Annotated in this window: 12 protein-coding genes and 1 pseudogene; 7 read left to right on the top strand and 6 right to left on the bottom strand. The window is 54.6% G+C overall.

Annotated elements, in window-relative coordinates:
• Positions 1 to 143: 143 nt before the first annotated feature.
• The 5 genes from folD (at position 144) to ACR6JA_RS17585 (ending at position 5,285) form a co-directional block, all read left to right on the top strand.
• Positions 144 to 1,010 carry a bifunctional methylenetetrahydrofolate dehydrogenase/methenyltetrahydrofolate cyclohydrolase FolD gene (folD, locus tag ACR6JA_RS17605; protein WP_008455989.1) on the top strand — a complete coding sequence of 289 codons (867 nt, stop codon included), beginning with the start codon at positions 144 to 146 and terminating at the stop codon, positions 1,008 to 1,010.
• A 2-nt stretch (positions 1,011 to 1,012) separates the two neighbouring features.
• Positions 1,013 to 1,225: a ribosome-associated protein YbcJ gene (ybcJ, locus tag ACR6JA_RS17600; protein ID WP_008455991.1), complete on the top strand. Its 213-nt coding sequence runs from the start codon at positions 1,013 to 1,015 to the stop codon at positions 1,223 to 1,225.
• A 298-nt stretch (positions 1,226 to 1,523) separates the two neighbouring features.
• Positions 1,524 to 3,023: a PTS transporter subunit EIIC gene (locus ACR6JA_RS17595; protein ID WP_494494075.1), complete on the top strand. Its 1,500-nt coding sequence runs from the start codon at positions 1,524 to 1,526 to the stop codon at positions 3,021 to 3,023.
• Between the two features lie 70 nt (positions 3,024 to 3,093).
• Positions 3,094 to 4,110, top strand: coding sequence for a Mal regulon transcriptional regulator MalI (malI, locus tag ACR6JA_RS17590; protein WP_213713308.1), 1,017 nt, complete (start codon positions 3,094 to 3,096; stop codon positions 4,108 to 4,110).
• A 182-nt stretch (positions 4,111 to 4,292) separates the two neighbouring features.
• A complete protein-coding gene (locus tag ACR6JA_RS17585) occupies positions 4,293 to 5,285 on the top strand; it encodes a lysozyme inhibitor LprI family protein (RefSeq protein ID WP_494494076.1) in 993 nt (330 codons plus the stop codon).
• Between the two features lie 170 nt (positions 5,286 to 5,455).
• Here ACR6JA_RS17585 and ACR6JA_RS17580 read toward each other — a convergent pair.
• Positions 5,456 to 7,165: pseudogene (locus ACR6JA_RS17580) on the bottom strand (flagellar biosynthesis protein FlhA); the annotation flags it as partial.
• Here ACR6JA_RS17580 and ACR6JA_RS17575 point away from each other — a divergent pair.
• On the top strand, positions 7,164 to 7,967 hold the full coding sequence (locus ACR6JA_RS17575) for an OmpA family protein (protein ID WP_494494077.1): 804 nt from the start codon (positions 7,164 to 7,166) through the stop codon (positions 7,965 to 7,967). The pseudogene ACR6JA_RS17580 and the gene ACR6JA_RS17575 overlap by 2 nt on opposite strands.
• Positions 7,968 to 7,984: 17 nt before the next feature.
• The gene (locus ACR6JA_RS17570) at positions 7,985 to 8,821 is read left to right on the top strand and encodes a C40 family peptidase (RefSeq protein WP_494494078.1); all 837 of its coding nucleotides are present in this window, start codon (positions 7,985 to 7,987) and stop codon (positions 8,819 to 8,821) included.
• Between the two features lie 106 nt (positions 8,822 to 8,927).
• Here ACR6JA_RS17570 and rnk read toward each other — a convergent pair whose 3' ends face one another.
• The 5 genes from rnk to dcuC form a co-directional block, all read right to left on the bottom strand.
• Positions 8,928 to 9,338 carry a nucleoside diphosphate kinase regulator gene (gene rnk, locus ACR6JA_RS17565; RefSeq protein WP_008456004.1) on the bottom strand — a complete coding sequence of 137 codons (411 nt, stop codon included), beginning with the start codon at positions 9,336 to 9,338 and terminating at the stop codon, positions 8,928 to 8,930.
• Between the two features lie 161 nt (positions 9,339 to 9,499).
• Positions 9,500 to 10,876 carry a GntP family permease gene (locus tag ACR6JA_RS17560; RefSeq protein ID WP_213713316.1) on the bottom strand — a complete coding sequence of 459 codons (1,377 nt, stop codon included), beginning with the start codon at positions 10,874 to 10,876 and terminating at the stop codon, positions 9,500 to 9,502.
• A gap of 280 nt (positions 10,877 to 11,156) precedes the next feature.
• Positions 11,157 to 11,315, bottom strand: a complete 159-nt coding sequence (locus ACR6JA_RS17555; RefSeq protein ID WP_213713318.1) for a hypothetical protein — start codon at positions 11,313 to 11,315, stop codon at positions 11,157 to 11,159.
• Between the two features lie 91 nt (positions 11,316 to 11,406).
• Positions 11,407 to 12,213 carry a ribonuclease I gene (gene rna, locus ACR6JA_RS17550; RefSeq protein WP_205247156.1) on the bottom strand — a complete coding sequence of 269 codons (807 nt, stop codon included), beginning with the start codon at positions 12,211 to 12,213 and terminating at the stop codon, positions 11,407 to 11,409.
• Positions 12,214 to 12,300: 87 nt separating this feature from the next.
• Positions 12,301 to 13,677 carry an anaerobic C4-dicarboxylate transporter DcuC gene (dcuC, locus tag ACR6JA_RS17545; RefSeq protein WP_213713320.1) on the bottom strand — a complete coding sequence of 459 codons (1,377 nt, stop codon included), beginning with the start codon at positions 13,675 to 13,677 and terminating at the stop codon, positions 12,301 to 12,303.
• Positions 13,678 to 13,888 lie beyond the last annotated feature (211 nt).

Here is a 13,888-nt window from a genome sequence, read left to right as displayed (position 1 = left end):
AGCACCTCTTGAGTCAATGGCTTTTCAACCACCTGCGCGACAAATGAGCATAAACCCACATCAGTGCCTGACAGCGGGCCGCGCATCTGACAAAATAGCAGCAACCCCCTTCCTTTAAGTTTACAGATGGAATTCTCTCTCTGATGGCAGCAAAGATTATTGACGGTAAAACGATTGCGCAGCAGGTCCGGCTTGAAGTTGCTGAAAAAGTAAAAGCCCGAGTTGCCGCAGGAAAACGTGCCCCTGGTCTGGCCGTTGTATTGGTGGGAGCGAACCCTGCGTCCCAGATTTATGTCGCGAACAAACGCAAAGCCTGCGAAGAGGTTGGGTTTGTCTCCCGCTCTTATGATTTGCCGGAAACCACCAGCGAAGCGGAGCTTTTAGGGCTGATCGATGCGCTAAACGCGGACGCCGAGATTGACGGCATTCTGGTACAGCTGCCGCTGCCTGCCGGGATCGATAACGTCAAAGTGCTTGAGCGTATCGACCCGGACAAAGACGTGGATGGCTTCCATCCATACAACATTGGCCGCCTGTGCCAGCGTGCGCCGCGCCTGCGTCCGTGTACCCCGCGCGGTATCGTGACGCTGCTTGAGCGCTACAACATCGACACCTACGGCCTGAACGCGGTCATCATTGGTGCATCCAACATCGTGGGTCGCCCGATGAGCATGGAACTGCTGCTGGCCGGTTGCACCACGACCGTAACGCACCGTTTCACCAAAAACCTTCGCCAGCATGTTGAGAACGCCGACCTGGTGATTGTCGCCGTGGGCAAACCTGGCTTTATTCCGGGTGAATGGATTAAAGAAGGCGCTATTGTGGTGGACGTCGGCATCAACCGTCTGGAAAGCGGGAAAGTGGTCGGGGACGTAATTTATGATGAAGCAGCCGCCAAAGCCTCGTATATTACGCCGGTTCCGGGTGGCGTAGGCCCAATGACGGTTGCCACCCTAATTCAGAATACCTTGCAGGCCTGCGAGGAATATCATGATGTTGATGGAGAGTAATAATGGCGACCTTCTCATTAGGTAAACACCCTCACGTTGAACTGTGCGACTTGCTCAAGCTGGAAGGCTGGTGTGAAAGCGGCGCACAGGCAAAAGCGGTGATTGCCGAAGGCCTCGTGAAGGTGGACGGTGAAGTTGAAACCCGCAAGCGCTGCAAAATTGTGGCGGGGCAGACCGTCGTCTTTGAGAGTCTGAGCATTACCGTTCAGCCTTAATCGCGCGCGCCCTTTTCAGAACGAAAAGGGCTGGTATCAACTCTCCTTGCCGTTTGGGTGAAGGAGAGTTGCAGAGCCTTTCCCGCCTCAGAACCAAATTACCTTATCAATACCAGGCTTAAAAACCTGCGTCACTTCAAATATTCGATAACAATATGGCAACAGCGCAGAATTCAGTTGCGGGGCAAAAACCGTTTCGGCACTCTAGGTAGAACGTTCTACTAGAACGTTATACCTACCATAAAAACGCGTGAACAGACAAAACGCGGTTACTGCGTCTGCACCGGGGGAAACGTCCATGAGTCTGTTGTCCAGTGTTGTTAAATCGTTATCAAAGCTTTCCATGATTGGCCGTGCGTTAATGCTGCCTATCTCTCTGCTGCCTGCCGCAGGTTTACTGCTGGCGTTCGGCGATAAGTTTCACTTACCGCTGATGATGAACGCGGGCGGGGTTATCTTCGATAACCTGCCAATGCTGTTTGCCATCGGTTCTGCCGTGGGTCTTGCTGCAGAATCGGGTATTGCCGCGCTGTCGGCGGCGGTGTCGGTGTTTATCATCAACATTACCATTGGCACCGTCATGCACATCACGCCGGAAATGGCCTCTGCGGGCGGGAAATATGCCATGGTGGTCGGCATCCCGACGCTGCAAATGGGCGTTTTTGGCGGGCTAATCTCCGGTATCCTGGCGGCGTGGTGCTACAACAAATTCCACACCATGCAATTGCCGGAATTCCTCGGCTTCTTCTCCGGCAAACGTTTTGTCGCCATCGCGACGGCGTTTCTCTCCTTCCTGTTGGGGATGGTGCTGCCGTGGGTGTGGTCGTACATTCAGTCCGGCATTGATGCGCTGTCGGTGGTGGTGAACGGGGATAATCAGGCCGCATCAACCTTTATCTTCGGGCTGGTTGAGCGCGCATTAATCCCGCTGGGCCTGCACCATATCTGGTATCCGTCCTTCTGGTACTCCTTCGGGGAATACACCACCCATACAGGGCAGGTGATTCATGGCGACCAGACGATTTGGTTCAAAATGCTGGAAGAGGGCGTGAAGTTCTTCAGCAGCGACAGCTACCAGAATGCTGGTAAATTCATGCAGGGCGAGTTCCCGCTGATGCTGTTCGCGCTGCCTGCGGCCTGTCTGGCGATGTACCATGAAGCCAACACCAAGAATAAGAAAATTGCCTCCGGTATTCTCTTCTCCGCGGCGCTGACCTGCTTCCTCACCGGGATCACCGAGCCAGTTGAGTTCACCTTCATCTTCGTGGCTCCGATTCTGTATGTGTTCAACGCGGTGATGGCCGGTCTGTCTTATATGTGCATGTACCTGCTGCATGCCCATATCGCCAAATCGTTCTCCGCCGGGATGATCGACTACATCTCCTTCGGGATCCTGCCGTCGTTCAACGGCTACCAGACTAACTTCCTGATGGCGGTGGTTGTGGGCGTGCCGATGGCGCTGATTTACTACTTCACTTTCCGCTTCGTGATTCGCCGTTTCGACGTGAAAACGCCGGGCCGTACCGAAGTCACCGCTAACGCGGGAGACAAAACCGACACCGAACTGGCGGGCGATATCATCGGCCTGCTGGGCGGGGCACCAAACATCAACTCCGTGGGGTCCTGCATCACCCGCCTGCGTCTGGAAGTGGACGACAGTTCGATGGTCGACAAAGACGGCCTGAACAGCCTGGGCGCTCGTGGCGTGGTATTCGTCGGCGATTCGGGTATCCAGGTCATATTTGGTGCCAGAGCGCAATTTATTGCACAGACAATGTCGACGATGATCGGTAAATAATGTAATACCTTTCAGCCTCCTGTATGTTTCAGGGGGCTGAAATTTATGGATGTGTGGTTACAGGGGTGGAATGAAAAAGGTCAACATCATTGATGTCGCTGAGCTGGCGGGCGTATCGGTTTCGACGGTTTCGCTGGTGCTTCGCCAGAAGGGCAAGATCTCAGAGGCGACCATTGATAAGGTCAATGCCGCTATCAAGGAACTGGGCTACGTGCATAACGTTGCCGCCGCCAACCTTCGTTCCAGCACCTCTAACCTGATCGGCCTGATTATTCGTGACTTTAACAACTCTTTCTCCGTCAACGTCACCGCGAGCGTTGTTCAGCAGCTCGAAAAACAAGGCTACATGGTGTTTCTTGGCCAGCCACGCGACGGAGAGCAACAGCTGCGCAACTGCCTGACCTCGTTTAGCCAGCAGGGCGTTGCCGGGGTCATTTATCTGGCCGCCGACTGCCACTCCGCGGCGGTTCCCCAGGCCATTACCGACTGCCCGCTGCCCACGGTGGTTATCTCTGAATCAACCATTACCAGCACCCGCGATGTGATTGGGCGGGATAATCGTCAGGCCGGTAACCAGGCCACGCGTTTTCTCATTGAGCGCGGCCACCGCAATATTGCCTGGCTGGGAGGCACAAAAAGCTGTCTGATCCGCGCCGAGCGGCTGTCTGGCTACCGCAGCGCCCTGCAGCAGTACGGCTTGCCGTTCAGAGAAGAGTGGGCGCCGGAATGTGCAGACGACACATCGGCTTCGGCTTTTGCCACGCGCCTGATGCTGGAAAAGAGCAACCAAATTACCGCCATGCTGTGTCATTCTCCGGCGGCGATCATCGGCGCCATCACCGGTATTCAGCAAGTGGGTCGTACCGTTGGGAAAGACGTTTTCTTAACGCAGCAGGTCTCGCTGATTGGTTTTGAGGATATGATGTACATTAATCTGACCTCGCCGAGCTTTACCTATGTTTCTGCCTCCAGTGAAGAGACCGGGCGACAAGCCGCCGCATTAATTGTCAGCAAAATCAAACAGCCGGAACTTCCTGCCCAGAGAATTATCATTTCTGGTGAACTGGTGCCGCGCGAATCTGCATAACGGGAAGTATATTCCCCGTCCGTTATTATTATGCTATTAATCCCTTCCACCCACATTAATGGCATATTATTAACGCATTATTTTCATTTTTATTTCAATTAGCCATGAAATCAGCCTGAGATTGCAAACCGCATATGTTCTGGTCAGAATAGCCACTTCTCATTCAGAGTTTTCTCTTAAATATGCTCAAGCGAATTTTTCTCTCTCTATTATTAATGCTGGGTTTTTATACCGGAAACGCGCTGGCGGTTGATTGCCAGCGAGCGGCCAGGCCGCTGGAAAACACCATCTGCAATAACGACACTCTGCACTGGCTGGACAGCACGATGAGCGCCATTTATCGCTCTATGCTGGTGAAGGGTAATGGCGCGCAGGTGCATAAAGACTATCTGGAGTGGGAAAAATCGCTTGAAAGCTGTACCTCCGACGGCTGTATTGAACGAGCCTACTATGAAGGCATCAGCCGAATTTCCGGGGTGAAAGAGGACTTTGACTGGCAGGGGAAATGGTGGAACATCACGGCAGCTAATCGAAGCGGGGGCAATTTAACCTTTAGCCGTAATGCAGAATGGTCATTAACCCTTGATATCAGAGCCTGGGCTGGCATAAACCATGACGACTTCACAGCAGAGGCCCAGAAAATATACGGCATGGTGATTGTGGAGAAAGTACAAAGCACCAGTAACTGTAAACTGCTGCTTATTCCGAGGCCGAATGGCTCAATCCAGGTGCACAGTAATGGCGAATGGGGCTGTAAATTGTCGATGCCGGTGGGGGTATTTGTTGACGGACGCTATGTGAAAAGCGTCAAGGACCCACGTCCGAAAGCCACGTTGCTGTCCATTGGTATATTCCCGGATGTTGAAACCGACAATCGCTTCAGAGAGATGGTGGGCAATGACTATCAGAGTTTTGTGGATTCCGCAAATGTCTATATCTATCAGGATGATATAGATAATATTGGCGCGAAGGTGATTGCCATGTGGGTCCGTGGTGAAGCAAATCGCCATACGGCAATTATCATGTACACCCCGGAAGGTAAAATGTGGGCGGCGCGAACGTCGCCGGGTAAAAAAGGCAGGCAGGAAGCCAGGTTTTACCGCTCGAAGATCATTGAGGCAGACCCGCTGCCGCGCACAATCCAGGGCTGGAAGCTGCGATTTTTAGATAAGTAGCTTTGCTCAAGCCGCCACTTCTTTCAAACTTAACGTCGCTTCAGATCGTTACCTTCACCCTCTCCCTCTCCCTCTCCCTCTCCCTGGAAGGGAAAGGGGATAAGAAATGTATCCCTTAGCTTTTGTTTCGCCCTTCTCCCCATGGTGAGAGGGCAGGGGTGAGGGGGAAATCACGCCAATGTCCCGACAATCTTCAAATCACTGTCGTCCGGCACCTCGTTATAAGACAACACATGCAGCCCGGTGCTAAACAGGCGGCCATACCGCGCCAGAATCGGGCGAAGCTGTGGGGTAACCAGCAGCAAAGGCGGCAGGCTTTTCGCCTTCATCTGCTCGTAAATCATCGGCATGGTATTTTGCAGCTGCGACAGAATATTGGGGTCAACCGGGAAGCTGTCCAGTGCCACTTTCCCGGCCTGTTGGGCCTGATTCAGGGCGTTCAGCAGCAGGTTTTCCAGCTCGTTATCAATGGTGTAGGCGGCAAGCTGACTGCGGTCACCGTTAATGTTATGCAAAATAGCGCGCCGCAGGGCGTAACGCACATCGGCACACAGCAACTGCGGATCTTTGGTCACCGCGGCGCTTTCCAGCAGCGTGGCGGCAATGGTGACAATGTCTTTCAGCGACACCTGTTCCAGCAGAAGCTGCCGGTACACTTTCAGCAACTGGCTGAAATTCAGCGCAGCATTTAAGTCTTCCGCAAGCTTGGGCGCCTGCAGCGCCAGGCGCGCATGGAGATGCGTGATATCGTCATAATTAAACAGATCGGGCAAATGCTGGCGCGCCACTTTGTTGACGTGCGTGGCCACCACGCTGGCGCAATCCACCACCTGATAGCCAAGATTTAACGCCCGCGTTTTTTGGTCGGGATCAATCCAGACGATAGCCATGCCGTAAGCCGGATCGGTATCCAGCACGCCGTCAATCTCGCCGTACAGTTCGCTGCCGGGGATCGCCATCAGCTTTTCCGAGTTCACTTCCCCCAGCGCCACCCGAATACCATTGATGTGGATGGCGTACTGGGCGGGTTTGAGGCGGAAGTTCTCACGGATGCGGATCTCTGGCAACAGCACGCCGCAGGTCTCAGAGATAACCTGTCGCGCCCCGCGAATACGCTGCGAAAGCGGGCTGCCTTTGGCGGTATCCACCAGCGAAACCAGCTTGTAGCCAAGGTTCAGACCAATCGGCTCGACCAGCGGAATGCTGTCCCAACTGACGGTAGGTTCCGTGTCGGGGCTGAGCACCTCCTGAATCGCCAGAATGTCATCATCCTGCTGCTGCGCAGGCTGTACCACTTTGCTCTGCCGCCAGGCGGCAAACAGCAGCAGGGCGGTAAAGCTCAGGAAGGCGATATGCGGCATACCCGGCACGATGGCCAGAATAAACATCACGAACGCGGCGGTATAAAGTACGTTCGGGCGGGCGAGCAATTGCGTTTTAATTTCGTGGCTAACGTCGCCGCCGTCGCTTACTCGGGTCACGATAATAGCTGCCGCAGTCGCCAGCAGCAGGGATGGGATCTGCGCGACCAGGCCATCCCCAATCGTCAGCAACACGTACTGCTGGAAGGCGTGGCTGGCATCAAGATCGTATTTAAAAATACCAATACAAATCCCGCCGATCACGTTGATGATAAGCACCATGATCCCGGCAATGGCGTCGCCGCGCACGAACTTTGAGGCCCCGTCCATCGCGCCGTAGAAATCGGCTTCGTTGGCAACGTCTTTACGCCGTGTTTTGGCCTGTTGTTGATTGATTAATCCGGCATTCAGGTCGGCATCGATCGCCATCTGTTTGCCGGGCAGGGCGTCAAGCGTAAAGCGGGCGGACACTTCAGAAATACGCTCTGCGCCTTTGGTGACCACCACGAAATTAATTATGGGGGCGGTCACCGAAGAAGAGCGGAAAGAGATTGTCTCTTTGCTTAACAGCGACTCGCTGTTTGACGGCATGTCCGGGGTGCCGATTACCCAGCCAAACGGCTCCGGAGGCAGCGTTACTGTTCTGGCCGGGAAGCCAAAGCCGGATGATGCCAGCCAGGATATTCAGCAGGATGTTGCTGCGCTACAGGCATTGACCAATGCGGCAAGCCAGGGGGAAAGCCTGGAAGACGTGAACCGCCGCTCAGAGCAGGAAATTGAAGATTTGGCCCGGGTGATCATGAAGATCACTTCAGCCTATGAGGCGCAGTCTAATCTGCAAATCGAGATCGTGCCGCAGGGGCTGCGTATTCTGGTGCAGGATGATCAAAAACGAGAAATGTTCCAGCGCAGCAGCGCCATTCTGACTCCCTTTTTTAACCGCCTACTGACGGAGTTTGCTACGGCGCTGAACGCCATTGATAACAAAATTATTATTACCGGACACACCGATGCGACGCGTTTTCGTGACCAGGAGCTTTACAACAACTGGAACCTTTCCGGCGAGCGTGCCATGCAGGCGCGCAAAGCGCTGGCGAAGGGCGGGCTGGATACCGGAAAAGTGCTGCAGGTTAGCGGGATGGCTGACCAGATGCTGCTCGATCCTGAACATCCGCTCAGTTCGGCCAATCGCCGTATTGAGATCATGGTGTTGACCCATTCTGCTAGCGCTTCGCTGTATCAATTCTTTGGTCAGCATGGCGAAAAAGTGCTTAAGCCGCTGGCCGATCGCGTGGCGCAGCAGCCCTCGGCGGCACGCTAATTTTTCAGGTATTTGTGTTGCTTATGTCTATTTCCACCTCAATTGTCTCCACTTTTCCGCCTGCGTCCGAACTCTCCCGGCGTAGAGCGGGATTTTTTTTTCTGCTGCTATTCGTCCTGTTTTCGTCCCAGGCCTGGGCTTCACCCGCGAAAAAGTCTAAAGCCAGCGTGAAGCACACACAGATCGCTCAGCCGCAGAGTAAAGAAGCCCGTGAACGGATGAAAAATCGTGCAAGGCTGCTTACCAGTGCCAAAAAACGCCTTGCAGTTGTCCCGCCTACGCCCGAACAGAAAAAGCGTCAGGCTGCTGAAAAACTGGTCGCTCGTGCCCTGAACCGTGAACAGCTTGCCATGCACACTCGCTGGCGTCCTGGGCTGATGGGGGGCTCAGAAGGTCTGTGGCCGTTGGCGACCGAAGCGCTTATGGCTGAGATGGTTAGCCCGCGTGTGGAAGCCACTCTCCACAAAGTGATAGCGCGGCTCAAGCAACAGTTGGGCAAACCCTATGTCTGGGGTGGACAGACGCCCGAGCAGGGTTTCGACTGCAGCGGGCTAATCTATTACGCCTATAACAAGCTGCTTAGCCAAAAGCTGCCGCGTACCGCCAACGGGATGTTCCAGGATCAAAGATTAAAGCGCGTCAGCAAGCCCCAGCTTCAGCGTGGCGATCTGGTTTTTTTCAGTATCAAAAGCCAGGATCGCGCCGATCACGTCGGGGTTTATTTAGGAGAAGGGCAGTTTATCGAGGCGCCCAGAACCGGGCTGAATATCCGCATCAGCCAACTGGCAGACAATTACTGGCAGGATCATTACCTGGGGGCGAAACGTATTTTGACCGAGGAGGCGATTCTGTGAGGGGAAAACAATAGGGCGGAACAGGACGCAATCTTTACCCTCTCCCTTTTAGGGTGAGGGTAAGAAGCAATCCCTCTCGAAAGAGAGACCGCCGCCCCGAATTGAATTAGCGGTGAAATTCACCGGCAGATTCCGGCTGGTAGTGCAAAGCGAGCACTTCAAGGTGGGTCTGACTGCCGTTTGGCAACGTCCAGTTGATACTATCGCCAACCCGCAGGCCAAGCAGTGCGGCACCGACCGGAGCCATGACAGAAAGCTGGTTATCGCTGTCGGTCAGGTTCGCCGGGTAAACCAGCGTGCGTACGTGGACTTCCTGAGTGCTTAAATCGCGAAATTCTACGCGGCTGTTCATGGAAACCACATCCGACGGCATCTTCTCCGGGCTGCACATCTCCGCGCGATCCAGTTCGGCGTTGAGCGCCTCTGCCACCGGGGCTTTGGCGTACTGCGGCTGTTCCAGCAGGCGGTCAAGGCGTTCGGCGTCTAGTTCGTTAATGATGATGGCAGGTCTGGACATAGTTCTCTCCGTGTAAAAAAGCAGGGCACTCATGTGCTGAAATCGTACAAAGAAAAACCCCCACCGAAACCGGCGAGGGTTGTTCACGTAGGAACGATGATACTGAGCTTAGCCCGGAGTTGAAAGCGAGATCAGTCACATTTTGACTTCCCCCGAGTCCCTTACAGAATCACGCTCCCCAGCGCCGCCAGCAGGAAGGCGATGGTGCCGATCAGCGTTTCCATCACGGTCCAGGTTTTCAGCGTCGTTTTCTCATCCATTTCCAGGAAACGCCCCACCAGCCAGAAGCCGGAGTCGTTCACGTGAGACAGGACGGTAGCGCCACCGGCAATCGCGATAACGATAAAGCACAGGTCAAACTGGCTCAGGCCCGTGGTGGCTTCGACCATCGGTGAGACCAGCGCGGCGGTAGTGGTCAGGGCAACGGTGGCTGACCCTTGAGCAACGCGAAGCGCGGTCGAGATAACAAAGGCAGCAACGATAACCGGCATGCCGGTGTCTGAGAGTACGCCAGCCAGCGCGTCACCAATGCCGCTTGCGCGTAGCACGCCGCCGAACATACCGCCTGCGCCGGTCACCAGGATAATGCCGCAAATCGGGCCGAGTGCGCCGTCACATACCTTTTCAAGATGCTGGCGGCTATGTTTGCCGCTGAAGACCATCAGGGCAAAAAAGACGGTAATCAGCAGCGCAATGGGCGTTTTGCCCAGCATGCGCAAGAAGTTCACCAGCGTATTGTCGGCGCTGACCCAGCCGAGCACAGTGGCGGTGTTGAGGCCGGTATCGAGGAAGATCAGCACCAGCGGCATCAGTAAAATTGTCATGACCATGCCGAATGACGGTGGCTGGTGATTCTGGTCCACTTCGACTTTACCGAGGAAAGAACTCGGCAGAGGAATATCGAATTTCTTCCCGGCATACAGCCCGAAGAGATAGGCCCCGATATACCAGGTCGGGATGGCGATAATCAATCCCACCACAACCAGCAGGCCGATGTTCGCCCCCAGCAGTTCGCTGGCGGCCACCGGGCCTGGATGCGGCGGCAGAAGCGCGTGCATCACCGCAAAAGCACCGGCCGCCGGGAGCGCATATTTCAGCGTTGAGCCGCCGAATTGCTTGGCGACGCTGAAGATGATCGGCAGCATCACCACCAGACCCGCGTCAAAGAAGATCGGGAAGCCAAAAAGCAGTGACGCGACGCCAAGGGCAAAAGGTGCCCGGTGAGCGCCAAAGGTCCCAACCAGGGTGTCCGCCAGCACTTTTGCGCCGCCGGAAATTTCCAACAGGCGGCCAATCATGGCGCCGAGCCCAACTAATAAAGCGACGCCTGCCAGGGTGCTGCCAAAGCCGCCCAGGATCGTGGGTACAATTTTGTCGAACGGCACGCCTGTGACGAGTGCCACAATGACGCTGACCAGGGTCAGCGCCAGGAAGGCATGTACGCGAAAGCGCATGATCAATACGAGCAGGAGCACGACGGAACAGGCGGCAATACCCAGCAGGCTTCCTGCGCCTAAACTTGTTGTTATTTCGGTCATTTTAATTCCCCAGTGGCAAATTCTCAGATGAATGCACCAAAAGCGTGTTATTGGGTGATGCTGATACCGGTAACATGATATCGGTAACATCCGGTTGCCTGTAAATGAACTCTGTAATGTTTGTTAACATTTTGGGACGAAGTTCAAACAATCAAAATAATCAGTGCGAAAGGTGAGCGGGGGAATTGTTTGGCTGGGAAAAATCTGACACGCGCCTGACTAATATCGTCAGGAAACGGTATTCAGCGGGGCCGCCGCGCTGCACGGGGCCCGACTGTTTTTAACGAGCGTGATGTTCCGCTATCGGCAACAAGAGCTCTTTGAGAATGTCATAGCGCTGCTGCGGCGAGAGCCAGATAAACCCCAGCAGTTTTTGCTGGCTACCTTCACGCTCGAACTGCGCCCTCAGCTGCAGTAAATACCGTTTTGTTCTGTTCATGGTCACCTCCAGGTTCGTTACCTGAAGGCTATAACCAAAAAACCGGAACAAATAGTGATGCGATTAATTTTTGACTTCAGTATTTATTCTGTCAGTAGCCAACTGCGTCCAGACGGAAGCTCTTCCCGCAGTTGCCGGGGTGTTTTTGCGGGGCAAAGGAGGCGGTTTGCAGCGGTTGGTTAATCTTGTCTGCCAGCAGGGAGATCTGCATTTCCGTGAGGTAGGCGGGATTACCGTCACAGGTTAGCTTGATGGCATCTACTGCATCGCTGCCCCAGGTTTGCTTCACGGCTTGGTTAAACGCCTTACGCGTCACCACCTGGCCGTAGTTCTGTGCCAGGAACTGGCCAAAAGCGCTGTGTTTCACTTCTCCATTCAGGCGCACCATCGTGCCGAAGTAATCGTCGGGGTTAAAGCCAAAGCAAACGCCGTGCTTGGCGTATTCGTAGCGCTCCAGGCAGGATTGCCCCCCGGCGCCGGGCATCACGCCCGCAAGCTTTGAGGCCATTTCAACGGAAAGCCCGGTATCCGGCGCGGCGCATTTATTTGAGGCCCTGGCTTCGGCCATATTCGGCACCGGGCGAGTGGCGCAGCCGTAGCGCATCCAGCGTTTTTCATCGACGCCGCGTGAGGCGACAGATTTTGGTAGACCGGGCCAGAGGCCGTGAACGGTCAGGAAGGCACTTTTATCCGCCTGTTCCTGCTGGGCTTTACACTCTGCGGGTTCGTTGCGATTGCGGTCGTGCATGCTCTGACAGAAGCCGGTTTGCCAGGAGAGCGCCAGCACGTAGCGATCAAAATCCCCGTACTGGCTGGGCTGCAGGGCGTCGGCAAACGCAAGTGGACTAAGTAAAAGCGGCGTGCAAAGCAGTAAATGTCGCGGTGTGAAATTCATCATTATTCTCTTATCTGTCCTGGAGGCGGGCTTATTATAGGCATAAAAAAAGCGCCTGATGCAGGCGCTTGAAACGATGATGACTGCGGGTTAGTGAACGATCGCTGCAGCAGGAACCAGAATCTCCGTGGCGATAATCACCACCATAAGACCGACGGCGACCGGCACAGAGGTACGCTTCACCACTTCGAAAGGTGAGATTTTTGCCATCCCGGCAACGGCCACCACCACGCCGGAAACCGGAGAAATGGTGCGGCCCAGGTTGGAAGCCTGCAACATTGGAATGGTCAGGTATGCCGGGTTAATCCCGGAAGAGTGAGCCAGTTTCGGGATCATTTCGACGAAGGCATAGAACGGTGCGTTACCGGAGCCGGTGGTCATGGCCGCCAGCATGGTCAGCACCACCAGCACCAGCATCAGAATAATGCTTGCGGAACCAAACGAGGTGGCAATGGAAATCAGGCTTTGAATAAAGCCGATGGTGCTTAAGCCCTGGGCAAAAACGCCGGCGGCAACCAGCAGCATCACCACGTTGGCAAAGGCGTCCGCCATGCCGCGATAGCAAACTTCCATCCCGGAGAAGACGTGCTGCGTATTGAAGCTGCGGAAAAACTCAATCAGCGCGGCAATCAGAATACATATCACCAGGATAGTAATGATATGCAGCTGCGGGCCCCATTTGCCGTCAAAAATCAGTACCCCGACAATCGGCGTAAACGGCAGGATGGCGTAGAAAGCGGGCGCGGAAGTCTGAATTTCACTCACGTCCAGCATTTCGTGGTTGATGTGCTCTTTCTTATCGAGATAGCGCTGCCAGAAGAAATGCGCGATTGCCATGCTGATGATGGCGGCGATGGAGATAGGAATGGTCGTTTTAAAGGCAAAGTCGACCAGCGACATTTCAGAAGCCTGAGCGGCCAGCACCACGTCTCCGGAAGTTGGAGCCAGAATAATCGCCGCCGGGGAAGCGCAAATGGCTGCGGCAGCACCGCGGCTGATACCGACATTGACCATGACCGGGAACAGCGTAGCCATTAACAGCACCCCAAGCCCGGTTGCGGAAGAGACCGCCAGCGACATCAGGCAGGCGACGAAGTAGGCGGCAATCATCAGTAAGTAAGGCGAGTTGATGAATTTCAGCGGCTTAGAGGCCAGCTTGACCACCACATCGTTGGCGCCGATATGGGTCATGTAGGCGGCAAACCCGCAGAGCATCATGATCATCATGCCAAGATCGCCGCCGCGGCTCATCAGCAGGATTTTGACGTATTCAAAGATGTCCGTGGCGGTGTAGCCGGTGCTTTCCGCGCTAGCGGGCAACACTTTATGCCCCATTAACGCGCTGACGATAAGTAACAATAATCCGCCGACGAACAGCACGCCGGTGGCGGAATAGCCTTTGATGATGTAGCGGGCAACGCCCACAATCACCACGACCCCGATAATAAGTTCCAGAATGGTAAGCATGATATCCCCTGATACGCTAAGGCGCTCTTCGGCGTCCTTACGCTTGCGGCTATAAGTGATTTTCTCTCAGAAATTAAAATAGTGATTTTTTACAGGCGACTGTAAAGGGCTAAGAATTTGCCTCAGAACCCGTTTGGAGTTTCTGATAAGCATCAACTTTCGTTGCAACGGATCAACTTTAGGCAAAGCTTTTGTTGGCTGCATTACGTTT

It is taken from the genome of Cedecea sp. B1(4) (assembly GCF_059414925.1).
The sequence above is the reverse complement of the archived record's forward strand: the minus strand, read 5'-3'. Positions and strand labels throughout refer to the sequence as shown.